The organism is Pseudooceanicola sp. LIPI14-2-Ac024 (genome assembly GCF_042188925.1).
Taxonomy (GTDB): domain Bacteria; phylum Pseudomonadota; class Alphaproteobacteria; order Rhodobacterales; family Rhodobacteraceae; genus Pseudooceanicola.
Genome location: NZ_CP170102.1, coordinates 1,203,492 through 1,226,758 on the forward strand (window position 1 = coordinate 1,203,492; position 23,267 = coordinate 1,226,758).

A 23,267-nucleotide genomic window follows, 5' to 3' on the forward strand; every position below is an offset into this window, starting at 1 on the left:
GCGTCAGCCGTCGAGGTCGGACAGCTTCTTCTGCAGCTTTGCAAGCTCGGCCTTGATCTCGTCAAGGTCCTCCTTGCCGGACTTGGCCTTGGGCGCCTCGCCGTCGTCGCGCGACGGACCGCTCCAGTTGCCCGAGAACCCGCCGGTCATCGCCTTGAGGAAAGCTTCCTGCTGGGCCTGCATGGCCTCGAACCCGGGCATCTTGGCCATCGGGTTCATCGAGGTCATGTTTTCCATCATCTTGGACTGGCCGTCCCGCAGCATCTCGAAGGACATCTGCAGGAACTGCGGCACCACGGTCGAGGCCGAGGTCGTGTAGCTGCGCACAAGGTCGGTCAGCACCGCCAGCGGCAGCACGTTCTCCCCGGCCCTCGTGCTCCGCGATGATCTGCAGAAGGTACTGGCGGGTCAGGTCGTCACCCGATTTCAGGTCGACGATCTGCACCTCGCGGCCCTCGCGGATGAAGGATGCGATATCCTCGAGCGTCACGTAATCGGAGGTTTCCGTATTATACAGTCGGCGCGAGGCGTAGCGCTTGATGAGAAGCGGTTGATCGGTCTCGGCCATGGCTGTTCCTCCGCACTTGCAGCACTGCAGCGAAGCCTAGGACAGGCTCGGACAAAAGAAAAGAAATCAATGAAGTGCAGGCGCAGAAACCATTCGGGCCGGTATGGCGCCTGCCAGGGACGAGAAAGCCGCGCGGCCAGAGGTCGACCACGCGGCTGCATCGCTCCCGATACTCGTCAATCGCAACAGGTCTACTGGTTACGGCTACACAAGAAAGGGCGGGCACGGAGCCCGCCCAATCCTACCGCACCCCCGGGAAAAGGGAGGAGCATGAGGGGTGCAGATTGCTTGATTACTTCGCGGCGGCCTTCTTGGTCGCTGCGGTCATGTCCTTGGTGGCCTTCTTCATGACGTCGGCTGCGTCTTCCGACATGTCCTTGCCGGCGGCCATCATCAGTTCCATCGTTTCCGACTGGAGCTTCTTGGCGATCTCGGCGTAGGCGGCCAGGTGCTCTGCCGACATCTCGGCATAGGCCGATGCGAAGTCGGTCATCGCCTTGGCGTAGTCGGCCGGCTCTTTCTTCGCCTTGGTCATCTCACCGAACTTGGACAGGGCGTCCTTGGTCCACTTGGTGCCGATGTCGGTCGACTTGCCAGCCGCCTCCAGGTACACGCCCGACAGTTTCTCGCCGAGGGTCGCCTGGGTCTTGAACGCGCCTTCGAAAGCCGAGGTGTCCACGGGGAATGCGCCCATCATGTCTTTCATCATGGCGGTGAAGTCTTGGGTCTTAGCCATCAGTCAAAAGTCCTTCTTGCATGCTCCCGGTCCCATCCTGGCCGGGTATCTCTTCCGTTGCGAAAGAATATGCATGCTGCGGCGCAGCATTTCAAGAGATTTTTCTGCAGCGCAGCAGAATTAAGCGATTTCCGTCAGATAGCTGTTCCGCTCAGGCGGCCTGACCGGACCTAACGTAAGTTCCGGGTGCCGGAGCGAGCGCGGGGTGAGTCGCATCGCCGGGGTGACGCGCGGGCACCTTCTTGCCCGACCGCTTGGCCAGCCACGCCCCCCAGCGGGGCCACCAGGAGCCTTCGGTGAACTCAGCCCCGTCGAACCACGCGCCAGCATCACCCTTGAGATCGGGGTTGGTGTAGTGGCCATACTTCTTCTTGGACGGCGGGTTCACGATGCCGGCGATGTGGCCCGACTCGGACACGACAAAGGTCAGGTCCTTGGACGCGGTCAGCCGCATCCCGCGATAGCAGTCGCGCCAGGCGGCGATATGGTCGGTCTGGCAGGTCACCGCAAAGATCGGCAGGTCCAGGTCCGAGACATGCAGCGTCTCGCCCAGCATCGGCAGACCCTCGGTGGTGAAGCGGTTCGACTGGCAGAGGTCGCGCAGGTACTGCACGGCCATGCGGCCCGGAAGGTTGGTGCCGTCCCCGTTCCAGTAGAGCAGGTCGAAGGCGGGCGGCGCCTCGCCCATCATGTAGCTGCGGATCGCGGGGCGATAGATCAGGTCGTTCGACCGCAGGAACGAGAAGGTGCGCGCCATGATGTGGGACCTGAGGATCCCTCTCTCCTGCACCTCGGCCTCGATCCCGTCGACGAAATCGTCCTGCAGGAAGGGTGTGAATTCCCCCTGGTCCGAAAAGTCGGTCAGCGCGGTGAAGAAGGTCGCGGACTTGATCGAGGTGTCGCCGCGTTTCTTCATCAGCGACAGAGTCAGCGCCAGGGTCGTACCGCCGATGCAGTAGCCGACGACGTTGACCTGCTTCTGCCCGGTGATCTGCTTCACCTCGCGCACGGCGGCGAGGAAGCCGTCCTCGACGTAGTCCTCCATCCCGGTGTTCCGGTAGGTGGTGTCAGGGTTCACCCAGGACACGACGAAGAGCGTGAAGCCCTGCTCGGTGATCCACTTGATGAGAGAGTTCTGTTCCTTCAGGTCGAGGATGTAGAACTTGTTGATCCAGGGCGGGAAGATGATCAGCGGGATCGCGTGCACCTTCTCGGTCGCGGGTGCGTACTGGATCACCTCCATCATGTGGTTGCGGAACACGACCTCGCCCGGGGTGGTGGCGACGTTGCCGCCCAGCTGGAACTTGCTGTCGTCCGACAGCCGCACCAGCAGCTCGCCATCGTTCGCCTCGATGTCGCGCACGAGGTTCTCGAGCCCGTCGACCAGGCTCTGGCCCTCGGTCGCGGCGGCACGCTCCAGCGCGTCGGGGTTGGTGGCGAGGAAGTTGGTCGGCGCCATCATGTCGATGATCTGGCGCGAGAAGTATTTCAGCCGCCGCCGCTCGACCTCGTCCAGGCCCTCGGCATCCTCGACCGCCTGGGCGATCGCCTGCGCGTTGCGCATGTACTGTTGCTTGACGAAGTTGAAGTAGGGGTTGGTCTTCCACAGCGGGTTGGAAAAGCGCGGATCGTCGGGCGTCGTGTCCTCGGGCGGTTCGAGCTTGCCCTTGGCAAGGGTCTGCTGGACCTCGAGGTAGTGCTTCACCGAGCTGCCCCAGTATTCGAGCTGGTGCTCGAAGATCTTGGCGGGATTCTCCATCATCTGCGCCCAGTAGGCGCCGGCAGCCTTGGAAAACACCTCGGGGTCCGGCGCGTTCAGCTCGGGCCGTGCGGCGGTGCGGCGGGCGACGGCGGCCATCAGGCGTTGCGTCAAATCCTCGACCCGCGCCAGATTTTCATTGAGCCTTTCAAGGTGCTCGGTTTCGGGTCTACCTTTACCTTCACCCTGATCCCGAGTTGTCATCTCGCCGATTCCCCCCTAGATTGCTGCTGTGCAGCATTGCTGAACGTCGCCGACGAGGAGGGCACTGCGACGGATGAGCCGAGCTCGCCCGAACCAATGGAGACGCCCATGCGCTTTATGGCAACCTACGACCTTATGGAGACGATGCGCAACACCAACCAGTGGCTTGGTGCTACCGCGCAGGCAATTGCCGCATATCCGGCATTCGCCATGGTCCCGAACCCCGCCCTGCAGTGGATGGGCGCCTGGGGCGAAGTCACCGAACGCAGTTTCGCCCGGATGGTGGCCAAGCCCGACTGGGGCATCCACTCGGTCACCTGTGCCGATGGTCGCGATCACCTCGTCACCGTCGAGAAGGTGATCGAGCGTCCGTTCGGCGACCTGATCCACTTCAACGTCCAAGGCCGCGAAGAAAAGGCGCGCAAGATCCTGCTGGTCGCGCCAATGTCCGGCCATTACGCGACGCTGCTGCGCTCGACCGTGCAATCGCTTCTGCCGGACAGCGACCTCTACATCACCGACTGGCACAACGCGCGCGACATTCCCGTCAGCGAAGGCAAGTTCGACATCGAGGATTACACCCTCTACTGCGTCGACTTCATGAAGGAACTGGGCCCCGACGTGCACGTGATCGCCGTCTGCCAGCCCGCCCCGCTGGTCCTGGCCGCCACCGCCTACCTGGCCGAGATGGAGCCGGACGCCCAGCCTTCGACCATGACCCTGATCGGCGGCCCGATCGACCCGGACGCAACCCCGACCGAAGTCACCGATTTCGGCAACCGCGTCACCATGGGCCATCTCGAGGAAACCGCGATCCAGCGTGTCGGGTTCAAGTATGCGGGCGTCGGCCGCAGGGTCTACCCGGGCCTGCTGCAGCTGACCTCGTTCATCTCGATGAACCTCGACACCCATGCCCAGGCGTTTCAGGACCAGATTATGCGCGCGGCGCAGGGCCAGGCCTCGGACAACGACCGGCACAACCGGTTCTACGACGAGTACCTCGCCACGATGGACATGACGGCCGAGTTCTACCTCTCGACCGTCGAGCGCATCTTCAAGGACGGTGAGATCGCGCGGAACGAATTCGTGGTCGACGGCCACAAGGTCGACATCGGCAAGGTCTCGGACGTGGCCGTGATGATCGTCGAGGGCGAGAAGGACGACATCTCGGCACCCGGCCAGTGCCTCGCCGCGCTCGACCTGCTGACCGGGCTGCCCGACAGCAAGAAGGCCAACCACCTCGAGCCGAAGGCGGGCCATTACGGCATCTTCGCCGGTCGCGCCTGGCGCGACAACATCCGCCCGCTGGTGCTCGACTTCATCGACCAGAACACCCGCAAGGGCGGCGCCAAGCTGAAGGTCGCGACCTGATCACAGCGCTCCACGGCCGGCCCGGATGAGCGGCATCGCAGACTTCTCGACGCCGCGCCTGCGGGTCGAGGAGCTGCGACCGCGCGTGGCGACACCGTTAGCACTGGACCAATTCGCGCTCGACCTCGCCGAGGTGCTGTCGGACGAGGTGCTGGCGCCCCTGCCCCCGCCGCTCCTGCGGTCAGTCCAGGATCCTGCAGCGTGGATCGCCGCCCGCCTCGACGAAGGCGAGGTCATGGCGATCCTCGACGCCGCGACAGGCACGCTGCTTGGCCTCCTGCTCCTCGCCATTCTCCCGGCATCCAACGGGCCGATGGTGATCCACCTCGGCTACCTGCTGCGGAAGAGCGCGTGGCACAGGGGCTACGCCAGCGAAGTCGTTGCCGCCCTGATCGCGGACCTGCGGGCGGCGGGTGCCCCGGTGACCTTGCTGGCCGGTGTCGCGCGGGACAATCCCGCATCGGCCCGCGTGCTGCAAAAGGCTGGCTTTGACCGCGTCCCGGACGAGGTGCATCCGGACACCGACATGTTCCGCCTCGTACTCTGAGGGGCACTTCAGACCACCGGCCGCCGGTGAAAATTGGTCCGGGAGCTTCGGCCCTACCCCGCCGCCGCCCGCAGCAGCCGCCTGCGCGCCGGGGGGATCGCCCGGATCTCGAGCCCGGTGAAGACGTGCAGCGTGTTCATGTGGTCGTCAACCACGGCGTGGTCGCTGACCCAGCCGCCCATCATCAGGTAGGTCCGCAGAAGCGGCGGCATCCCCAGCATCGCCTGCTTGACGTCCGGCTTGCGCCGCAGCCGCTGCGCATAGCGGAAGACCTTGGGCGCCTTAACCCGCGGCAGCCAGCGCTTGGGGGCCAGGTGCCGTTCCTTGAGCATGGCAAAGGCATCGCGGTAGCGCGCCGCGTCGGTACCGTGGAAGGACGAACAGCCGAACAGCAGTTCGACCCCCGCCTCTTCGACATGGGCGGTCATCGCGCCCCAGGCGACGCGCAGGATGTCGGGATCGCGCCGGTCGGGGTGGATGCAGAAACGCCCCATCTCGACCATCGGGCCCTCGAAGTTCTGCAGCGCCGAGAGTTCGTAGTATTGCGCGGAGTACGAGCGCCCGATCTCGGACCCTGCCGACAGCGGCAGGAAGCGGAAGCAGCAGACCAGCGCGCCGTCACGCCGGTCCTCGACCAGGACATGGGTGCAGATCGCGTCGAAGTCGTCGGCATCCAGCGGCGCATCGGCTTGGCCGCGGAAGGCCAGCGTGCGCAGTTCCTGCGCCGCGCGCACATCGCCGGGCGTCTCGGCGAAACGAACCTGGTAACGGCCTTTGGTCAGCGACAGCATCGGGCCCCCTCGCGTCGGACGCATCCTTGCACGTTTGCGCCCAGATACACCGCAAGATGTGACGTGCGGATGAAGACCGGCCACAATCCGTGGCCGGTCTGACCGGAATGTCACAGGGCGGTCGTCAGCCGTCGATGAAATCGCTGGCCGAGAACCGGCCGAGGTTGCCCAGAAGCTGGCGCAGGAAGCCCTTGTTGTCGGTCGAGGACGAGGTCACCCGCTTGGTCAGCGGCACGACGCGGCCGTCCTGCAGGCCGTAGCGTTCGATCCCCGACACCCGGTCCCCGCTGAAGCTGATCGCCACGACCTCGCGTTCGACCACCTCGGGCTCGGCCGGGCCGATCGTGCGCATCCGCGACTTGACCCAGTAGTAATCGCCCTCGTTCACCATGCCGCTGGTCGAGGGGTCGCCGACCTTCTCGCGCACCGCGTCGCGGCTGTCGCCCAGGTTCACCTGCGACAGCTCTTCCGGCAGCGGCACGTAGCCGTGATCGCGGTAGATCGGAGAACACGCGACGCCCAGTGCCAATACCAGCCCCGCCGCCACCCGTGCGCCCTGCTTCCTCATGCCCGACATCGCCACCTCTTGCTCCCGCCTTTCCGGCGTCCTATCTCGCTTACATAACCCTGCCCGACGGTTCAAGAAAGGAAGAAGGCGGCATGTCCGACCCGGCACAGAAGCCCCTACGCATCGCCGACCTGCCGACCAACCGGTCGACGGCCTTCGATCTGCGCCCGCAACCCGACACGGTCGAGGCGCTCAGGGCCGAGCTTGGGCTCGACGCGCTGCGCAAGCTGACCTTCACCGGTGAGGTCGCGCCCGAGGGCGCGGCGGGCTGGGTCCTGAAGGGCCACCTGGGCGCAACGGTGGTGCAGCTCTGCGTCGTGACGCTGAGGCCCGTGACCACCCGGATCGAGGAAGACGTCCGCCGCGCCTTCCGCCCGGATGCCGGCACCAGGGACGACACGCCGGAAGAGATGGAGATGCCCGAGGACGACACGGTCGAGCCGCTGTCGGATCGAATCGATCCCTTCACCGTAATGGCCGAGGCGCTGGCCCTGGCCCTGCCCCTCTACCCCCGCGCCGACGACGCGGCGCTGGAGGACGCGCAGTTTTCCGGCCCCGGCGTGGCCCCGATGACAGACGACGACGTCAAGCCGTTTGCCGGCCTGAAGGCATTGAAGGACAAGCTCTCGGGCGACAGCTGACCGGGGCAAAGAATTGCTTGCATCTCGGGACGGGCCAAGTATTTTCGCGCCCTCATCCGAAATGGGGTTGAAGACGGGGCCTTGCTAAGACTAAGAGCCTCGCGATGGATATGCGGGCCGAAAGGCCCGGAAGCGAAACCGGGCTGCGGCCCATAGTTTAACTGAGGTTGTGACATGGCTGTCCAACAGAACAAAGTTTCCAAGTCGCGCCGCAACAACCGCCGCGCCCACGACGCTCTCGTCGCCGGTAACCCGAACGAGTGCCCGAACTGCGGCGAGCTGAAGCGCCCGCACCACGTCTGCGGTGCCTGCGGCCACTATGCCGACCGCGAAGTCGTGGCCCAAGTCGACGAAATCGACCTGGACGAAGACGCAGCATAAGCGTCGGGCGGGATTCCGCATGACGGGACTGCAAACGGACAGCGCCCCGACAACGGGGCGCATTGTCATTTCGGTCGATGCCATGGGCGGCGACCGGGGTCCGGCCACGGTCGTGGCCGGCATCGTCGAATCCGTCAAGAAGAACCCCGAGATCCACGTCCTGCTGCACGGGCCGAAGGACGAGCTCGACCGCCTGGTCGGGCGCCAGTCGGCCCTCGCCGGCCGCGTGGACATCCGCGACGCCACCGGCGTCGTGACGATGGACGACAAGCCCAGCCACGTGGTGCGCCACGGCAAGGACACCTCGATGTGGTCCGCGCTCGAATCGGTGCGCACCGGCGAGGCGACGGTCTGCGTCTCCTGCGGGAACACCGGGGCGCTGATGGCGATGTCGATGTTCCGCCTGCGCAAGCTCGAAGGCGTCGACCGCCCCGCCATCGCGATCCTCTGGCCGTCCCGCAATCCGCAGGGCTTCAACGTGATGCTGGACGTCGGCGCCGACATCCGCGCCGATGAACGCGACCTGCTGCAATACGCCCTGATGGGATCCTCCTACGCCCGCAACGGCCTGCACATCGAGACACCGCGCGTCGGGCTGCTGAACGTCGGCACCGAGGAGCACAAGGGCCGGGCCGAGCTCAAGGCCGCGCACGAGCTGATGGAAAACGCCGCCGCCGCCGGCAACTTCGAATTCGTCGGTTTCGTCGAGGGCGGGGACATTCCGGGCGACCGTTGCGACGTGATCGTGACCGACGGCTTCACCGGCAACATCGCCCTGAAGACCGGCGAAGGCACCGCCAGCCTGATCGGCGACCTGCTCAAGCAGGCGTTCAAGTATTCGCCCCTCTCGCGCATCGCCGCCCTGCTCTCGCTCTCGTCGATGAAGCGCCTGCAGAAGCGGATCGACCCGCGCCGGGTGAACGGTGGCGTGTTCCTCGGCCTCAACGGCACCGTGGTGAAATCGCATGGATCGGCCGACGCCACCGGCGTCTCGGCCGCGATCAAGCTGGCGTTCCAGCTGGCCCGGTCAGGTTTCGGTGACAAGCTGGCAGCACGGGTTGCATCCGCCCCTGCACTGGCACAGGATGCCGAAAGGCAGGGGAGCGGGACGGAATGACGACGCGCGCGGTTGCGACGGGTATCGGGCACTATCTACCGGAAAAGGTTGTCGAAAACTCCTGGTTCGAAGGATTCCTCGACACGTCGGACGAGTGGATTCGGACCCGCTCCGGGATCGAGCGCCGGCACTTCGCCGCCGAGGGGGAAACGACCTCCCAGATGGCCGCCAAGGCCGCCCGCGCGGCGCTTGCCATGGCGGAAATCGGCGTCGACGACGTGGACGCGATCATCGTCGCAACCTCTACCCCCGACCTCACCTTTCCCTCTGTCGCCACCATGGTGCAGAACGAACTGGGCATGACCCGCGGCTTCGGCTTCGACGTCCAGGCGGTCTGCGCGGGCTTCATCTTTGCGCTGTCGAACGCCAATGCGATGATCGTCTCGGGCCAGGCGGAACGGGTGCTGGTGATCGGCGCGGAAACCTTCAGCCGGATCATGGACTGGGAAGACCGCGCCACCTGCGTGCTCTTCGGCGACGGCGCAGGCGCGCTGGTGCTCGAGGCGCGCTCGGGCTCCGGCAACTCCAGCGACCGCGGCATCCTCGCGACCGACCTCAATTCCGACGGCCGCTACCGCGAGATGCTCTATGTCGACGGCGGCGTGTCCACCTCGGGCACCAGTGGCAAGCTGCGGATGCAGGGCAACCCGCTGTTCCGCCAGGCGGTCGGCAAGCTGGCCGAGACCGCGGACAAGGCGCTTGGCAAGGCCGGGCTGGGCCATGACGACGTCGACTGGATCGTGCCGCACCAGGCCAACATCCGGATCATCCAGGGCACCGCCAAGAAGCTGGACGTGCCGATGGAAAAGGTGATCGTGACCGTCCAGGACCACGGCAACACCTCGGCCGCATCGATTCCCCTCGCGCTCTCGGTGGGCGTGTCCGAGGGCAAGATCCGCCCCGGAGACCTGCTTGTTGCCGAGGCAATTGGCGGCGGTTTGGCCTGGGGCGCGGTCGTCCTGCGCTGGTAAGCCGATAAACGCCGGTTAAACCTCGCATCAACTGCGCTTTCCAAGTGCCCGTTATTAACTCGCTTTTTCCGCCGGGCCTACACTCGGCGCGGAAAAGGCGAGGGACCATCATGAGTGGAAAGACACTGACGCGAATGGATCTGAGCGAGGCCGTGTTCCGCGAGGTCGGCCTGTCGCGCAACGAATCCGCGCAACTGGTCGAATCCGTGCTGCAGCATTTGTCGGACTCCCTGGTGAAGGGCGAACAGGTCAAGATCTCCTCGTTCGGCACCTTCTCGGTCCGGGACAAGGCCGCCCGGATGGGCCGCAATCCGAAGACCGGCACCGAAGTGCCGATCAACCCGCGTCGGGTCCTGACCTTCCGCCCGTCTCACATGATGAAAGAGCGGGTTGCCGAGGGTAACAAGAAGTAAGGCTGTCTGATGGCGAAATCCGCCGACGCGTTCCGGACCATCAGCGAAGTCGCAGAATGGCTCGAAACGCCCGCCCATGTCCTGCGCTTCTGGGAAAGCAAGTTCACCCAGGTCAAACCGGTCAAGCGTGCCGGGGGCCGGCGCTACTATCGTCCCGCGGACATGGAACTGCTCGGCGGCATCAAGCAGCTGCTGCACGAAGACGGCATGACCATCAAGGGTGTGCAGAAGCTGCTGCGGGAACGCGGCGTGACGCATGTCGCCGCCCTGTCGCCGCGGCAGGTCATTCCGGGCGAGGCGCCCGCGGCCGCTGATCCCGCCCCTGCCCCGTCGTCCGCGCCCGTGAAGGCCCCGCCAAGCGCGCCGCCCGTGGCCAGCCCCCCGGTGACCCCGCCCGCCGAACCCGCGCCCGAGGCCCCTGCAGAGGCCCCGCTGGAGGCGGTCGAGGAACCCACCGTCGTCCCCTTCCGCTTCAGCCACCGCGATGCCGAGGATGCGCCCGCCAACGATGCGCCGGTTTCGACCGGGGTCGAGGCAGGGGCCGATCACGCCGGGACTTCTGGCGACCTCTTCGACGATGTGCCCGAGGCACCCGCACCGGCGGACCACGCCGCGCCCCCCTCGGATGACACCGGCATTGCCGCCGCCCTCGAAATCGATGCCGAGATGCAGGCGGCCGAGGCCGACGAGGCGCCCGTGGCCGATACACCCGCGACGCCCGAGCCTGCCGCCGCGACCGCGCCACGTCCGCTGACCATCGACCTGCCCGCCGATCCCGCCGACGGCGACGTGATCGCGAGCCCCGGCCTGCTGCGCCACCTCACCGCGCGCAGCCTGCCGCTGACGGCCGAGGAAAAGGCCGACCTGGCCCCGCTGGTGCAAAGCCTCTCGGCCTGGGTGCGGAAAGACCCGATCGCATGACGCGGGGGCCGAAAGGCGAATTTGCCCCTTGCCCCCGCCCAGAATTTGATACCTAGCGCGAACGTCGGGCTATAGCGCAGCCTGGTAGCGCGTCCGTCTGGGGGACGGAAGGTCGCAGGTTCGAGTCCTGCTAGCCCGACCAATCACACACGCTGCCAGCACTTTTACTCCACTTCGGACGTCACCGGTGCCTCGGACGGGATGGGTTCCCTGACCCAGTCCCATGCGGATGTCTCGGCCGCGACGGGAAACACCTTCACGTCGACGTTGCTGACCATCCGGGCGATGCCGACAAACGGCGTGACCCAGCCGGAATCGGTGACGATGGCGTAGCGGTGCATCGCCTTCACGGCATCCCACTTCATCCCGATCAGCGACTTGTCGAACATGATCTCGGGGTCGAATCCGCCGAAGCGGGTGATCCGCGCCAGCGCGTTGAACTTGCCGCCCCGCGCGATCCTCTCGCGGAAGGGCGCGACGATCTTGTCCACGTCGTCGTCGTCGATGTAGCCCTCGACCTCGAAGGCCAGCACGTCGGGCGACCCGCTGTCGAGCATGGTGATCCCCGGCAGGTCGCGCTTGTCCTTTGGCAGGTCCCTGGCCCAGACCTCGGCCTCGGCGGCTTTCTCGGGGTCGAAGACCTGCATGTCCATCTTGGGCACCAGCGGCGCGGTGTAGCGGATCATCCCGGCGATCGTGCGGTTGCCCGTCACCACGGCGCAACGGGGCATCTTGGACAGGTCGTCGAGCAGGCCGAATTCGCTGACGATGTCCTCGAACATGGCGCCGGCGGCGATGTCCTCGAACCGGGTCAGGTCGACCAGCAGGCCGACGCGGCCCGCCTGTTCGAGCGCGGGATGGAACTCCTTGTAGAAGGCCTTGACCTCTTCGCGGGTGATGACGCCCGTGACCGTGATCCGGAACAGCGGGGCGGCAGAGGTATCGAGATTGAGCATGGTCACTCCCAGTGCTGAATGCGCGTCCTGCCCTTAAACATGTGATCGCCCGCCATGCATGCAACATGGCGGGCGATCATATTCCTTGCACGACGGCTCCGGGGCCGGTCCCGTGTGTCAGATCAGGTCGGCGAAAAGATACACGTCCTCGTCGCTGATCTTGTCAAAGACCATCTTGGTGCGCTTGCCGATCTCGAGCCCTTCGGTCACGCCGTCACGGAAGCGGACATAGACGTAGGGCCCGCCGTCCAGCTTCACGTAGCCAAGCGCGAAGGGGCCGGTCGGCGACTTGCGCATCACCGTCCAGGTATAGATCTCGCCCTCTCCGGAATGCTCTTCCCACTTGGTCTCGGCCTTGTGGCAGAGCGGGCAGAGCGTGCGGGGATACCAGTGGACCTCGCCGCAGTCGGGGCAGCGGCGGACCATGAACTTGCCGTCCTTGGCCGCGTCCCAGAAGGGCTGCGTTTCCTCGTTCTTGGCGACCTTGGGGTACTTGTGAATGATCTCGACCATTATCCACGCTCCAGAATTGCTGCTGCGGACCCGTGGCGGACGGTCAGCGTCCCGCCGATGCCGGTGACAAGGGCGATGTCGCAGTTCGGCACCTGCACCTTCTCGTGCGCCTCGCCGCGCAGCTGGCGCACGGCCTCGATCACCTTGGTCATGCCGCCGCGGTTGACGGGGTGGTTGTTGCAGAGCCCGCCACCGTCGGTATTGAAGGGCAGCTTGCCCACCCCCGAGATCAGGCCACCGTCGGCGACGAACTTGCCGCCCTCGCCCTTCTTGCAGAAGCCCATGTCCTCGATCTGCATCAGCACCGTGATGGTGAAGCTGTCGTAGATCGACGCGTACTTGATGTCGGCATGGGTGACGCCCGCCTCTTCCAGCGCGCGTGGGCCGGAATGGGCCAGGCCCGACACGGTCAGGTCCAGCCCGACGCCGCCCGCCTGCCCCTTGAGGAACTGCGCGGCAGACAGCACGTTCACGATCGGCTTGCCCAGCGACTTGGCGATCTCGGGCGTGGTCATGACGAATGCGCCGCCGCCTTCCGAGACCACGCAGCAGTCGAACATGTGCAGCGGGTCGGCGATCATGGGCGAATTCACCACATCCTCGACCGTCACGACGTTCTGCAGCATGGCGTGGGGGTTGTATTGCGCGTGCTGGGACGCGGCGACCTTGATCCAGGCGAGCTGTTCCGAGGTGGTGCCGTATTCGTGCATGTGCCGTTGCGCGGCGAGGGCATAGAGGTTCGGCGGCGTGCCGTTGTAGCCCGCCTCGAACCCCTGCTCGGCCCCCGGGACCCGCACGGTCGGCGGCGCGGTGCGCGGCTTGCCGGCCAGCGTGCAGAGCGCGACCTTGCATTTGCCCATCACGATCGCCTCGGCCATCTTGCCGACGTGCATCACGTAGGACGACCCGCCGGTGTCGGTGGTGTCGTAATGCGTCAGCTGGTTGGTCAGCCCGAGGTAGTCGGCCATCGCCATCGCCCCGCCCGGCGCGTCGCCGCCGCAGAAGTAGCCGTCGACATCCTCCCAGCTCAGGCCTGCGTCCTTCAACGCACCGTCCGCGACCTCGGCATGCAGTTGCCAGATCGACTGGTCGGGGCATTTTCGCAGCGGATGTTCATAGATGCCCGCGATGCAGGCCTTCCTCTTGATGCTCATCGGCAGTCCTCTTCCGTGTTTGCGGCGATACTACCTGCCGACCGGTCGAAGTCCACGACCGCCCCCGGGGCCGAGGCCACTTTTCATCTATGTGCGATGGCTTTAGGGTCGCCCGACAAGGCCCGACAGGCGGGCATTGCGGGGATTGCGATGACCGGGATTTGCGCCAGCCAGCGGCTCAGGACGATGATCGAGACGGGCCAGATCCGGGCCGAACCGGCGGTGATCGACGCACAGTTGCAACCGGCCAGCCTCGACCTGCGGCTCGGCACGCGGGCCTGGCGGGTGCGCGCCTCGTTCCTTGCGGGCGAAGGCCGCAGCGTGGCCAGCCGCCTCGCCGAATTCGAGATGCACCGCTTCGAGCTGGGCGGCGGCGCGGTGCTGGAAAAGGGCTGCGTCTACGTCGTGCCGCTGATGGAAAGCCTCGACCTGCCCGCGGGGCTGCAGGCGGTCTGCAACGCCAAGAGCTCGACCGGGCGGCTTGACCTGCTGACCCGGGTGATCACCGACGAGGGCGTGGAATTCGACCGTATCCCAGAGGGTTACACCGGACCGCTCTATGCCGAGATCTGCCCCGCTCGTTCTCAGTCCTGGTGCGGCCCGGCATGCGGCTGAACCAGATCCGGTTCCGCGACGGGGAGGCCATGCTGGACGACATTGCCTTGCGCGCGCTGCACGCCAAGGTCCCGCTCATCGATGGCGAGGCGGTGATCGACGAGGGGCTGGGCTTCTCCGTCGACCTGAAGCCCGAGACCGGCAATCTCGTCGGCTATCGCGCCAAGCCGCACACCGGGATCATCGACCTCGACAACATCGGCCATTACGCGCCGTCCGACTACTGGGAGGAGATCCGCACCGACAGCGGGCAGATCATCCTCGACCCCGGCGCGTTCTACATCCTCGTCAGCCGCGAGGCGGTCTGCATCCCGCCCGACCATGCCGCCGAGATGGCGCCCTACCTTGCCATGGTGGGAGAGTTCCGGGTGCACTACGCGGGCTTCTTCGACCCGGGCTTCGGCTGGGCCGAGGCCGGCGGCGCGGGGTCACGCGGGGTGCTGGAGGTGCGCTGCCACGAAGCGCCTTTCGTGCTGGAGCACGGGCAGGTCGTGGGCCGGCTGATCTATGAACGGATGGAGGATCGGCCGGACACGCTCTACGGGGCCGGCATCGCCTCGAACTACCAGGGCCAGGGGCTGAAGCTTTCCAAGCATTTCAAATCCGTCTGATCCGTTCTTCATCCAGAACCTGACATCATGACCACCCGACCGCTTGTCCTGTTGACCGCCGCCGTTTCGGTTGTCGGCGCGGTGTCGATGGCGCTGGCGCCGATCGCCAGCACCGTGGCTGCCGACCTCGGCGCCGCGCCCGCGCAGGTGGTGCAGGCCACGGCGGCGTTCGGCATTGCCACGATGGCGTCGGCCCTGTTCCTCGCCCCGCGGGCCGACGTGATCGGGGCGGACCGGGCGCTGGCCCATGCCCTGACCATCCAGATCGCCGGGCTGGCGCTGACCATGCTGGCGCCGGGGTTCACCGTGCTGCTGATCGCGCAGGCGGTCTGCGGCGTGGGGTCGGGCCTGGCGCTACCGTCGATCTATGGCCTCGCCCCGCAGATGGCACGGGAGGGCGAGGAAAGCCGCGCGGTCGGCCTTGTCCTCAGCGGCTGGGTGCTGGCGCTCACCGGCGGGGTGGCGGGCGCGGGTTTCGTTGCCGAGTACCTTGGCTGGCGAACGGTTTACGCGATCTTTCTAACGGGTGCGGTGATCCTGCGGATCGCCCTGGCGCGGGCCCACATGCCGGGCGCGAAGGGCGATGTGCCGACCTCGCCCCTGACCGCGCTGAAGGTGCAGGGCATCTGGCGCGGCCTTTTTGCGGCGCTGGCGCTGATGCTCAGCTTCTACGGCACCTATGCCTTCCTCGGCGCGCATGTCGGCGACGTGCTGGGGCGCGGGTCGGACGGGGCGGGCTTCGTGACGCTGAGCTACGGCGTGGGCTTTGGCCTGTCGCTGTTCCTCGACCGGCCGCTGGCCCGGCTGCCGCAGCGGGTCTCGGGCGCGGCGGCGTTCCTCGGCCTTGCGGCGACCTACGGCGCGATGGTCGCCAGTTCAGCGACTTACGGCGCGCTCCTTATCCTGGCGCTGGTCTGGGGCGTGGTGCAGCACGCGGCGCTGAACTTTGTCGTGTCGCGGCTGGCGGGGCTCGACGCGCGGCAGCGGGGCGCGATCATGGGGCTGAACTCTGCCGTGACCTACCTGGGCGTGACCGGTGGCGCGATGCTGTTCCGGCTGCCCTACGAGGCGGGCGGGTTCATCGCCTGCGCAGCGCTCTCGGCCCTCGTCGCGCTGGCGGGCGCGGTTGAGGCCGCCCTGCCCCGAACGCCACTGAGGTGCGCGCGAGCTTTGCCGCGCAAACCCCTCATTCCTCGTCGGTTTCGTCCTCTTCCGGCTCCAGCGGAGGTGGCACGAACAGCTCGCTTTGCGCGCCATCGTCGCCGTCCTCGTCCTCGCTCGGGGTGCCCGGCGGGGGGCGGTTGTCGAGGAGGCCGGCAGCGCGGAGCTCCTTGAGACCCGGCAGGTCGCGGGCGGATTCGAGGCCGAAGTGGTCGAGGAATTCCGGCGTTACCACGAAGGTCACCGGACGGCCCGGCGTCATCTTACGGCGGCCGAAGCGGATCCACTCTAGTTCAAGCAGCTGATCAATCGTCCCGCGGGACACCGAGACGCCGCGGATCTCTTCGATCTCGGCCCGCGTCACCGGCTGGTGATAGGCGATGATCGCCAGCGTCTCGATCGCGGCGCGGGACAGTTTCCGCGTCTCAACCGTTTCTTTTTGCATCAGAAACCCGAGGTCCGGCGCGGTGCGGATCGCCCAGGCCTCGTCGATGCGGACGACCTGCACGCCCCGCCCTTCGTAGCGCTTCCTGAGCGCCTGGACCGCCACCGCGCCATCGGCGCCATGCGGCATCCGGGCGTTCAGTTCGGCCACGGTCACGGGCTCGGCCGAGGCAAAGAGAATGGCCTCGACCATGCGCTCCTGCTCGGCCTCGGGGGGCGCCTCGAACAGCGTGTCGCGGATCGGGCCGTCGTCGTTGGCGGCGTCGGGTTTCGGCGTTTCTGTCACGTCGGTATCACGTCGGTATCACGTCGGTATTGCGTCGGTGCGAATGTCGGTATCTGCGCGGAACGCGCTGCGATGGCAAGCGTCATTCCTGCGGCCGCTCCTTCCGGCGCAGCTCGATCGGGGCGAAGGTCTCGGCCTGGCGCAGTTCCACCAGCCCCTCCTTCGCCAGCTGCAGGGAGGCCGCGAAGGTCGCGGCATGGGCCGAGCGGCGGCTCATCCGGTCGATCTTCCAGCCGTCGGGAAGGTAGGTCGCGATGTCGGTCCAGCGCCCGGCGAACCCGATCAGCTTGCGCATCCGGTCGAGCGACTGTTCCAGCGTGTGGATGTTCTCGCGGTCCATCACGAAGGGGCGGAATTCGTCCTTGGTCCGGATCCGGGCATAGCCCTGCATCAGGTCGAGCAGCGTCGCGGTGTAGGTCACGCGGCGGACGCGGGCGACATCCTCGGTGATGCCGCGAGCGAAGAAGTCGCGGCCCTTCTGGTCACGCGCCATCAGCCGCGCGGCGACGTCGCGCATCGCGGCGAGGCGTTCTAGCTGGAAGGCCAGGTGCGCGGCCAACTCCTCGCCCGACGGGCCCTCCTCGGTCGGGTCGGGCGGCAGCAGCAGGCGGGATTTCAGGAAGGCGAGCCAGGCGGCCATGACGAGGTAGTCGGCGGCAAGTTCGATCCTGAGCTCGCGCGCCTTCTCGACAAAGGCGAGGTACTGGCGGGCCAGCTGGAGGACCGAGATCTTGAGCAGGTCGACCTTCTGCGTCCGCGCCATGGTCAGCAGCAGGTCGAGCGGGCCCTCGTAGCCCTCGACGTCGATGATCAGTGCCTCCGCCGCGAGGCGGTCGGCGACCGAGATCGCGTCGTCCTGGAATTCGTCTTCGGCCATGTCACCGCCCGCTGAGAAGCGCCTCCAGCTTCGCTTCCATGGCGTCGATGTCAATGGAATCGGGCGCGTGACGTGCGGCCATCGCCCGTTCCGCCCGCACCTGCCCCGCGTCGGAGAGGGTGCCAGAGGCCTCGGCCACCGCCGCGCGGGTGGCGAGATCGGCATTGCAGAGCAGGACGACGTCACATCCGGCGGCCAGACTTTCGGCGGCGAGGTCGGCCGGCGCGCCCTTCAGCGCCTTCATCGAGATGTCGTCGGTCATCAGCAGCCCGTCAAAGCCCAGGTCCTTGCGGATCGCCTCGATCATCGGGGCGTGCAGGGTCGCGGGCCTGTCGCCCAGGCCGGGAAGGTGATGTGCGCGGTCATGCCGAGCGGCAGGTCGTTCAACTGGCGGAACGGCACGGCGTCGGAGGTCGCCCAGTCGAGCGGAGAGACATTGACCACCGGCAGCTCCAGGTGGCTGTCGGCCACCGCGCGGCCGTGGCCGGGGATGTGCTTGACCACCGGCAGGACACCGCCGTCGAGATGCGCCTGTGCGACGGCGCGGCCGATGGCGGCGACCTCTTCGGGGTCGGTGCCATAGCAGCGGTTGCGCAGGAAGGGATGGGTTTCGTCGGTGGCCACGTCGACCAGCGGCGCGCAGTTGGCGTCCACACCGACCGCCTTCAGCTCGTGCGCGATCAGGCGATAGCGCAGGTACATCGCGCGCTCGGCCTCGATGCCGGCCTGTTCCACGTGGTCCAGCGGCGGCAGCCATTCGCGCCAGTGCGGCGCGCGCAGGCGCTGGACGCGCCCGCCCTCCTGGTCGATCAGGATCGGCACGTCGCGGCCTACCACCTCCCGCATCTCGGCGGTCAGGGCACGGACCTGGTCGGGCGTGTCGATGTTGCGCGCGAAGAGGATGAAGCCGAAGGGATCGGCCTGGCGGAAGAGGGCCTTTTCGTCGGCGGTGAGGGTCAGCCCTTCGGCGTCGAGAATCGTGGCTCCGAAGGGCATGGGGTCCTCACTTGGCGATGACGGGAATGCACTCGGCGTCCTGCGCCACGAAGGCGGCGCAGAAGCGGCGGGCGTCGGAGAGGTCGGAGAACCCGGCGACGCGCAGGCGGTAGAACACCCGGCCGCCCGAGGTGGCGCGCTGGATCACGCGGTTCTTGCCTTCCATGTAGTCCTCGAACCCGCCGTAGAGCCGGGTCCAGTCCTTCTCGGCCGTCTCGACACTGTCGAAGGCGCCCAGCTGGGCCAACGGCGTGCCCGCGGTGATGTCGGCGATGCTGACGTCATTGGCGGGGGCGGCGAACGAGGCCTGGATCGGTGCGGCGGTGACGCTTGCCACGGCGGGGATCGCGCCGGGCTTGGCGGCGGGCTTGAACCCGGCCTGGATCAGCGCGGCGGGCCGCTGGCGCGGCCGGACGGAGCTGAGCGTGCCGGTGCGGGCGCCGGCCTCGGCGGTTTCGGCAAGCGCGGGGGCCGGCTTGACCTCGGCCGCGACCTTTTCGGCCAGCGCCTTGATCGACAGGTCGTCGACATCGCCGGTCTCGGCGGCGGCCTGCAGGATCTTGTCGCGGGCGGCGGCCTTCTCGGCGGCCTCGGCCTCCTGCGCGGCGCGCTGCACGGCGGCGGCCTGTTCGGCCAGCTTCTCGGGCAGGGCCGCGGTGGCCAGGTCTTCCTCGGTCACGTCGGCGGCGCGGGGGGCCAGAGTGACGGCATCGGGCACGCGGGTGGCGCTGCCGACGGCGGCGATCACGTTGACCGCAAGGCCCTGGTGCGGCGCGGGGGTGCCGCCGGGGGTTTCGGGTCGGACCCGCATCTCGCCCTCGGCGGCACGGATCACCGGCACGCCCGAGACGTCACGCGCCACGGTCTTGTAGCCCCAGTATCCGACGCCGACCAGCAGCCCCAGCGACAATGCCGCCGCGGCTCCGTTGATCAACCGTGTGACGGGAATCCCCTCGTCCCCCATCTCGTGGGGGTGTGCCTGCACCTGTGCCATTTCGCCTCGCTCGCGGGGCATGTGCGCCCCGAATCCGGTTCGGTCTGTTGTCTTTGCGACTGCTCGTCCCGGCGGCGGTGTATTGGCTACATCTCTTCCGCCGGAGTGACGCCAAGAATACCAAGCCCGGCCGAAATGACAATCGTCGTGGCACGCGCCAGGGCGATTTTCGTCCGGGTCGTGTCCGCATCGCCCTCTTGCAGGAAACGCAGGCTCGTCTCGTCATTGCCGCGGTTCCAGAGCGCGTGGAAATCGCCCGCGAGTTCATAGAGATAGAAGGCGACGCGGTGCGGCTCGTGGGTCCGTGCCGCGATCTCGACGAGGCGCGGCCACTCGGCCAGTTTCTTGGCCAGGGCCAGCTCGGCCGGGTGGTCCAGGCCGGAGAGGTCCGCCCCCCTGAGCGCGTCGTCGCCGGCGTCGATCCCGGCCTCGGCGGCCTTCCGCAGGACCGAGTTCACGCGGGCATGGGCGTACTGCACGTAGAACACCGGGTTCTCGCGGCTCTGTTCGAGCACCTTGTCGAAATCGAAGTCGAGCGGCGCGTCGTTCTTGCGGGTGAGCATGACGAACCGGGTCACGTCGGGCCCGACCTCGTCCACCACGTCGCGCAGCGTGATGAAGGTCCCTGCCCGCTTGGACATCTTGTAGGGCTCGCCGTTCTTGAAGAGCTTGACCAGCTGCGTCAGCTTGATGTCCAGCGGCACCTTGCCGTCGGACAGCGCCGAGACGGCGGCCTTCATCCGCTTGACGTAGCCGCCGTGGTCGGCGCCGAAGACATCGATCAGCTGGTCGAAACCGCGGGTGATCTTGTCGTAGTGATAGGCGATGTCGGGCGCGAAGTAGGTCCAGGCGCCGTCGGACTTCTTCACCGGCCGGTCCACGTCGTCGCCGTGGTCGGTCGAACGGAAGAGGGTCTGTTCGCGCGGCTCCCAGTCCTCGGGGGTCTTGCCCTTGGGCGGCTCGAGCACGCCCTCGTAGATCAGGCCCTTCTGTTCCAGCGCCTCGAGCGCGGCCTCGATCCGGCCGGTGCCGTAGAGCGATTTTTCCGAGAAGAAGACGTCCATCTTCACGCCGAGCATGGCCAGATCCTCGCGGATCAGGTCCATCATCTGCTCGGTCGCGAACTCGCGCACCTCGGCCAGCCAGAACTGTTCGCCCTTGCCGACATAGGCGTCGCCCACCTTGGCCTTGAGCGCCTCGCCGACCGCGATCAGGTAGTCGCCCGGATAGGTGCCGTCGGCGAACTCGACCTCCTGCCCGTGGGCCTCGAGGTAGCGCAGATAGACCGACCGCGCCAGCACGTCGACCTGCGCGCCGCCGTCGTTGATGTAGTATTCGCGGGTCACGTCATGGCCCGAGAAATCCAGCAGGCTCGCCAGCGCATCGCCGAAGACCGCGCCGCGGGTGTGCCCCACGTGCAGCGGCCCCGTGGGGTTGGCCGAGACGTATTCGACGTTGACCTTCTGCCCCTGCCCCATGGTCGAGCGGCCGAAGCCGGTGCCCTCGGAGAGCACCGCGCCGACCACGCCCTGCCAGACGACCGGCGACAGGCGCAGGTTCAGGAACCCCGGGCCTGCGACCTCGGCCGTCTCGATCCGGGGATCGGCGGCCAGGCGCGGCGCCAGCGCCTCGGCGATGTCGCGCGGCTTGGCGCCGGCGGGCTTGGCCAGCACCATCGCGGCGTTGGTGGCCATGTCGCCATGCGCGGCGTCGCGCGGCGGTTCGACCGTCACGTTGGCGGTGTCGAGGCCCGCGGGCAGCTCGCCCGCCGCGGCCATCGCATCCAGCGCTTCGATCACCAGCGCGCGTATCTCGGAAAACAGGTTCATCTCATGGGTCCTTCTCGACCCGCGCGGTGTACCACTTCGCCGCACAAGGTCAACATCGCGCACCAAAGGTCAGCTGGCGCGGCGTGGCAGATCGCGGATGCCTCCGGCGGGAGTATTTTCGGCAAGATGAAGCCAGGCGCCGCGCGCCCCTTCGTCGGCCGGTCAAATACGCCCGCCCAGGGCGGAAACGGCGCTATCCCAGCCGCGCGTGCCCCGGCCCCGATCCGCGCAGGGGGCCAAGCGCATCAACCCCCATCAGGCGGGCATGTTCGTGCAGGGCGAAACGGTCGGTCATGCCCGAGATGTAGTCGCAGACGATGCGGGCCAACGCGGTCTCGTCGCCCGCGACCTCTTCGACATCCTTGCGCCACTGCTTGGGCAACTCGTCCGTGTGCTGCATGAAGAAGGGGAAGAGGTCGTGGACCACCTGGGTCACCTTCTCGCGCACGGCGACGACCTCGGGGGCGCGGTACATGCGGTGGAAGAGGAATTCGCGGATCACCTTGAGGTCTTTCCAGACGGCGGGCGAGAACTGGACCATCATGCGGCCGGCGTGGCGGATGTCGGTGACGCCCTGCGGGTCGAGCGCAGTGAGGTTCGCGCGGCTCACGTCGATCACGTCCGAGACCAGCACGCCGAAGAAGCGGCGCAGCGCCTCGTGACGGCGGCGGTAGTAGTTGAGGCCGGGATAGAGGCGGTCGACCTCGGCGAAGCAGCCGTCGAGCAGCGGCAGTTCGGCCAGCTCGTCGGTCGAGAAGAGCTCGGCCCGCAAACCGTCGTGCAGGTCGTGGTTGTTGTAGGCCACGTCGTCCGAGAGCGCGGCCACCTGCGCCTCGGCCGAGGCGTGGGTGGAGAGTTCGAGGTCGTGGCGGGCGTTGTACTCGGCCAGGGCGTAGGGGATCGGTTCGGACACCGGGCCATTGTGCTTGGCGATGCCCTCGAGCGTTTCCCAGGTCAGGTTCAGCCCGTCCCATTCGGCATAGTGCCGTTCCAGCCGGGTGACGATGCGGATCGCCTGCGCGTTGTGGTCGAAGCCGCCGTAGGGCGCCATCAGGTCCTGCAGCGCATCCTCTCCGGTGTGGCCGAAGGGCGGGTGGCCAAGGTCGTGGGCCAGGGCCACCGCCTCGGTCAGTTCCAGATCGAGGCCGAGCGCGCCCGCGATGGTACGGGCGACCTGCCCCACCTCGATCGAATGGGTCAGCCGGGTGCGGTAGTAATCGCCCTCGTGTTCGACGAAGACCTGGGTCTTGTGCTTCAGCCGCCGGAAGGCCGAGGCGTGGATGATCCGGTCGCGGTCCCGCTGGAAGCAGGAGCGGAAGGTGCTTTCCTCTTCCGGCACCAGGCGTCCCCGCGCCTGGTCCGGACGGCTTGCATAGATGGCGCGCATGTCTGTTCCCGGGGGCCTTGCCGTGCCCCTCCTTGTCGCTCTTTCCTGAGGGTCTTATATTGCAGGTCCATGACATGCAAAGCGCGCCTTTGAGGAGTCTGTCCGATGAACCTGCCCCCCAGTGTGACGACCCGGGCCTTTGAACGCCTGGCCGAGATCGGTGCCAGCGCCGAGGGCAAGGCGCTGCGCGTGGCGGTCGAGGGCGGCGGCTGCTCGGGCTTCCAGTACGACATCAAGCTCGACGAGGTGGCCGAGGACGACCTGGTGCTGGAAGGCGGCGGGCAGAAGGTGGTGGTGGACAGCGTGTCGCTGCCGTTCCTGGCCGGGGCGACGATCGATTTTACCGAGGAGCTGATCGGCGCGCGCTTCGTGATCGAGAACCCGAACGCCACCAGTTCCTGCGGCTGCGGCACCAGCTTTTCGATGTGACGAGCGCGCCTTGCGTCGCGATCTTCA

General features: G+C 67.1%; 21 protein-coding genes, 1 tRNA gene and 4 pseudogenes. 12 read left to right on the forward strand and 14 right to left on the reverse strand.

Annotated elements, in window-relative coordinates:
• Positions 1-3: 3 nt before the first annotated feature.
• The 3 genes and pseudogenes from phaR to ACE2AC_RS05880 all read right to left on the reverse strand — a co-directional run bounded on the left by phaR (position 4) and on the right by ACE2AC_RS05880 (position 3,267).
• Positions 4-568 (reverse strand): annotated as a pseudogene (phaR, locus tag ACE2AC_RS05870) (polyhydroxyalkanoate synthesis repressor PhaR).
• A 292-nt stretch (positions 569-860) separates the two neighbouring features.
• Entirely contained in the window at positions 861-1,304 is a 444-nt protein-coding gene (locus ACE2AC_RS05875; protein WP_375691178.1) for a phasin, PhaP, read from the reverse strand.
• Positions 1,305-1,455: 151 nt separating this feature from the next.
• Complete coding sequence (locus ACE2AC_RS05880; protein ID WP_375691179.1) at positions 1,456-3,267, reverse strand: PHA/PHB synthase family protein; 1,812 nt, start codon at positions 3,265-3,267, stop codon at positions 1,456-1,458.
• A gap of 108 nt (positions 3,268-3,375) precedes the next feature.
• Here ACE2AC_RS05880 and phaZ point away from each other — a divergent pair, with 108 nt between their 5' ends.
• Positions 3,376-4,638 (forward strand): polyhydroxyalkanoate depolymerase, encoded by a 1,263-nt coding sequence (gene phaZ, locus ACE2AC_RS05885; RefSeq protein ID WP_375691180.1) that lies wholly within the window; start codon positions 3,376-3,378, stop codon positions 4,636-4,638.
• Between the two features lie 25 nt (positions 4,639-4,663).
• Positions 4,664-5,185, forward strand: a complete 522-nt coding sequence (locus ACE2AC_RS05890; protein ID WP_375691181.1) for a GNAT family N-acetyltransferase — start codon at positions 4,664-4,666, stop codon at positions 5,183-5,185.
• 53 nt (positions 5,186-5,238) lie between these two features.
• On the opposite strand, the gene ACE2AC_RS05895 is transcribed toward ACE2AC_RS05890, so the two are convergent.
• Both ACE2AC_RS05895 and ACE2AC_RS05900 read right to left on the reverse strand, forming a co-directional pair.
• Positions 5,239-5,976, reverse strand: a complete 738-nt coding sequence (locus ACE2AC_RS05895) for a GNAT family N-acetyltransferase (RefSeq protein ID WP_375691182.1) — start codon at positions 5,974-5,976, stop codon at positions 5,239-5,241.
• 124 nt (positions 5,977-6,100) lie between these two features.
• Positions 6,101-6,553, reverse strand: a complete 453-nt coding sequence (locus ACE2AC_RS05900; protein WP_375691183.1) for an outer membrane protein assembly factor BamE — start codon at positions 6,551-6,553, stop codon at positions 6,101-6,103.
• A gap of 83 nt (positions 6,554-6,636) precedes the next feature.
• Between ACE2AC_RS05900 and ACE2AC_RS05905 the strand changes: the two genes are divergently transcribed.
• The 7 genes from ACE2AC_RS05905 (at position 6,637) to ACE2AC_RS05935 (ending at position 11,130) form a co-directional block, all read left to right on the forward strand.
• Positions 6,637-7,185 carry a DUF177 domain-containing protein gene (locus tag ACE2AC_RS05905; protein ID WP_375691184.1) on the forward strand — a complete coding sequence of 183 codons (549 nt, stop codon included), beginning with the start codon at positions 6,637-6,639 and terminating at the stop codon, positions 7,183-7,185.
• A 174-nt stretch (positions 7,186-7,359) separates the two neighbouring features.
• Positions 7,360-7,566: a 50S ribosomal protein L32 gene (gene rpmF, locus ACE2AC_RS05910; protein WP_375691185.1), complete on the forward strand. Its 207-nt coding sequence runs from the start codon at positions 7,360-7,362 to the stop codon at positions 7,564-7,566.
• 19 nt (positions 7,567-7,585) lie between these two features.
• On the forward strand, positions 7,586-8,683 hold the full coding sequence (gene plsX, locus ACE2AC_RS05915) for a phosphate acyltransferase PlsX (protein ID WP_375691186.1): 1,098 nt from the start codon (positions 7,586-7,588) through the stop codon (positions 8,681-8,683).
• Positions 8,680-9,654 (forward strand): beta-ketoacyl-ACP synthase III, encoded by a 975-nt coding sequence (locus ACE2AC_RS05920; protein ID WP_375691187.1) that lies wholly within the window; start codon positions 8,680-8,682, stop codon positions 9,652-9,654. Before plsX ends, ACE2AC_RS05920 begins: the two co-directional genes overlap by 4 nt.
• 110 nt (positions 9,655-9,764) lie before the next feature.
• A complete protein-coding gene (gene ihfA / locus ACE2AC_RS05925) occupies positions 9,765-10,067 on the forward strand; it encodes an integration host factor subunit alpha (protein WP_375691188.1) in 303 nt (100 codons plus the stop codon).
• A gap of 9 nt (positions 10,068-10,076) precedes the next feature.
• Positions 10,077-10,988, forward strand: coding sequence for a MerR family transcriptional regulator (locus ACE2AC_RS05930; RefSeq protein WP_375691189.1), 912 nt, complete (start codon positions 10,077-10,079; stop codon positions 10,986-10,988).
• 65 nt (positions 10,989-11,053) lie between these two features.
• A tRNA-Pro gene (locus ACE2AC_RS05935) sits at positions 11,054-11,130 on the forward strand.
• 22 nt (positions 11,131-11,152) lie between these two features.
• On the opposite strand, the gene ACE2AC_RS05940 is transcribed toward ACE2AC_RS05935, so the two are convergent.
• From ACE2AC_RS05940 to ACE2AC_RS05950, 3 genes are all read right to left on the reverse strand, one after another.
• Positions 11,153-11,944 carry an STAS/SEC14 domain-containing protein gene (locus ACE2AC_RS05940; protein ID WP_375691190.1) on the reverse strand — a complete coding sequence of 264 codons (792 nt, stop codon included), beginning with the start codon at positions 11,942-11,944 and terminating at the stop codon, positions 11,153-11,155.
• A gap of 117 nt (positions 11,945-12,061) precedes the next feature.
• On the reverse strand, positions 12,062-12,457 hold the full coding sequence (locus ACE2AC_RS05945) for a Zn-ribbon domain-containing OB-fold protein (protein ID WP_375691191.1): 396 nt from the start codon (positions 12,455-12,457) through the stop codon (positions 12,062-12,064).
• The gene (locus tag ACE2AC_RS05950; RefSeq protein WP_375691192.1) at positions 12,457-13,611 is read right to left on the reverse strand and encodes a thiolase domain-containing protein; all 1,155 of its coding nucleotides are present in this window, start codon (positions 13,609-13,611) and stop codon (positions 12,457-12,459) included. Before ACE2AC_RS05950 ends, ACE2AC_RS05945 begins: the two co-directional genes overlap by 1 nt.
• 150 nt (positions 13,612-13,761) lie before the next feature.
• Here ACE2AC_RS05950 and ACE2AC_RS05955 point away from each other — a divergent pair.
• Both ACE2AC_RS05955 and ACE2AC_RS05960 read left to right on the forward strand, forming a co-directional pair.
• Positions 13,762-14,837, forward strand: a pseudogene (locus ACE2AC_RS05955) (2'-deoxycytidine 5'-triphosphate deaminase).
• A gap of 87 nt (positions 14,838-14,924) precedes the next feature.
• Positions 14,925-15,812, forward strand: a pseudogene (locus ACE2AC_RS05960) (MFS transporter); the annotation flags it as partial.
• Between the two features lie 211 nt (positions 15,813-16,023).
• On the opposite strand, the gene scpB reads toward ACE2AC_RS05960, so the two are convergent.
• From scpB to ACE2AC_RS05990, 6 genes and pseudogenes are all read right to left on the reverse strand, one after another.
• Positions 16,024-16,728, reverse strand: coding sequence for an SMC-Scp complex subunit ScpB (gene scpB / locus ACE2AC_RS05965; RefSeq protein WP_375691193.1), 705 nt, complete (start codon positions 16,726-16,728; stop codon positions 16,024-16,026).
• 82 nt (positions 16,729-16,810) lie between these two features.
• Positions 16,811-17,605 (reverse strand): segregation and condensation protein A, encoded by a 795-nt coding sequence (locus tag ACE2AC_RS05970; RefSeq protein WP_375691194.1) that lies wholly within the window; start codon positions 17,603-17,605, stop codon positions 16,811-16,813.
• Between the two features lies 1 nt (position 17,606).
• Positions 17,607-18,601: pseudogene (nagZ, locus tag ACE2AC_RS05975) on the reverse strand (beta-N-acetylhexosaminidase).
• Positions 18,602-18,608: 7 nt separating this feature from the next.
• On the reverse strand, positions 18,609-19,616 hold the full coding sequence (locus ACE2AC_RS05980) for an SPOR domain-containing protein (RefSeq protein ID WP_375691195.1): 1,008 nt from the start codon (positions 19,614-19,616) through the stop codon (positions 18,609-18,611).
• Between the two features lie 65 nt (positions 19,617-19,681).
• Positions 19,682-21,424, reverse strand: coding sequence for an arginine--tRNA ligase (gene argS, locus ACE2AC_RS05985; protein ID WP_375691196.1), 1,743 nt, complete (start codon positions 21,422-21,424; stop codon positions 19,682-19,684).
• Positions 21,425-21,617: 193 nt separating this feature from the next.
• Positions 21,618-22,811 carry a deoxyguanosinetriphosphate triphosphohydrolase gene (locus tag ACE2AC_RS05990; RefSeq protein WP_375691197.1) on the reverse strand — a complete coding sequence of 398 codons (1,194 nt, stop codon included), beginning with the start codon at positions 22,809-22,811 and terminating at the stop codon, positions 21,618-21,620.
• A 105-nt stretch (positions 22,812-22,916) separates the two neighbouring features.
• On the opposite strand from ACE2AC_RS05990, the gene ACE2AC_RS05995 reads away from it, so the two are divergent.
• Entirely contained in the window at positions 22,917-23,240 is a 324-nt protein-coding gene (locus tag ACE2AC_RS05995) for a HesB/IscA family protein (RefSeq protein ID WP_375691198.1), read from the forward strand.
• The last annotated feature ends 27 nt before the right edge of the window (positions 23,241-23,267 follow it).

Excerpts from the sequence above, each read along its gene's own strand:
- ACE2AC_RS05875 (WP_375691178.1), bottom strand. The coding sequence starts at position 1,304 with ATGGCTAAGACCCAAGACTTCACCGCCATGATGAAAGACATGATGGGC.
- ACE2AC_RS05880 (WP_375691179.1), bottom strand. The coding sequence starts at position 3,267 with ATGACAACTCGGGATCAGGGTGAAGGTAAAGGTAGACCCGAAACCGAG.
- phaZ (WP_375691180.1), top strand. The coding sequence starts at position 3,376 with ATGCGCTTTATGGCAACCTACGACCTTATGGAGACGATGCGCAACACC.
- ACE2AC_RS05890 (WP_375691181.1), top strand. The coding sequence starts at position 4,664 with ATGAGCGGCATCGCAGACTTCTCGACGCCGCGCCTGCGGGTCGAGGAG.
- ACE2AC_RS05895 (WP_375691182.1), bottom strand. The coding sequence starts at position 5,976 with ATGCTGTCGCTGACCAAAGGCCGTTACCAGGTTCGTTTCGCCGAGACG.
- ACE2AC_RS05900 (WP_375691183.1), bottom strand. The coding sequence starts at position 6,553 with ATGTCGGGCATGAGGAAGCAGGGCGCACGGGTGGCGGCGGGGCTGGTA.
- ACE2AC_RS05905 (WP_375691184.1), top strand. The coding sequence starts at position 6,637 with ATGTCCGACCCGGCACAGAAGCCCCTACGCATCGCCGACCTGCCGACC.
- rpmF (WP_375691185.1), top strand. The coding sequence starts at position 7,360 with ATGGCTGTCCAACAGAACAAAGTTTCCAAGTCGCGCCGCAACAACCGC.
- plsX (WP_375691186.1), top strand. The coding sequence starts at position 7,586 with ATGACGGGACTGCAAACGGACAGCGCCCCGACAACGGGGCGCATTGTC.
- ACE2AC_RS05920 (WP_375691187.1), top strand. The coding sequence starts at position 8,680 with ATGACGACGCGCGCGGTTGCGACGGGTATCGGGCACTATCTACCGGAA.
- ihfA (WP_375691188.1), top strand. The coding sequence starts at position 9,765 with ATGAGTGGAAAGACACTGACGCGAATGGATCTGAGCGAGGCCGTGTTC.
- ACE2AC_RS05930 (WP_375691189.1), top strand. The coding sequence starts at position 10,077 with ATGGCGAAATCCGCCGACGCGTTCCGGACCATCAGCGAAGTCGCAGAA.
- ACE2AC_RS05940 (WP_375691190.1), bottom strand. The coding sequence starts at position 11,944 with ATGCTCAATCTCGATACCTCTGCCGCCCCGCTGTTCCGGATCACGGTC.
- ACE2AC_RS05945 (WP_375691191.1), bottom strand. The coding sequence starts at position 12,457 with ATGGTCGAGATCATTCACAAGTACCCCAAGGTCGCCAAGAACGAGGAA.
- ACE2AC_RS05950 (WP_375691192.1), bottom strand. The coding sequence starts at position 13,611 with ATGAGCATCAAGAGGAAGGCCTGCATCGCGGGCATCTATGAACATCCG.
- ACE2AC_RS05970 (WP_375691194.1), bottom strand. The coding sequence starts at position 17,605 with ATGGCCGAAGACGAATTCCAGGACGACGCGATCTCGGTCGCCGACCGC.
- ACE2AC_RS05980 (WP_375691195.1), bottom strand. The coding sequence starts at position 19,616 with ATGCCCCGCGAGCGAGGCGAAATGGCACAGGTGCAGGCACACCCCCAC.
- argS (WP_375691196.1), bottom strand. The coding sequence starts at position 21,424 with ATGAACCTGTTTTCCGAGATACGCGCGCTGGTGATCGAAGCGCTGGAT.
- ACE2AC_RS05990 (WP_375691197.1), bottom strand. The coding sequence starts at position 22,811 with ATGCGCGCCATCTATGCAAGCCGTCCGGACCAGGCGCGGGGACGCCTG.
- ACE2AC_RS05995 (WP_375691198.1), top strand. The coding sequence starts at position 22,917 with ATGAACCTGCCCCCCAGTGTGACGACCCGGGCCTTTGAACGCCTGGCC.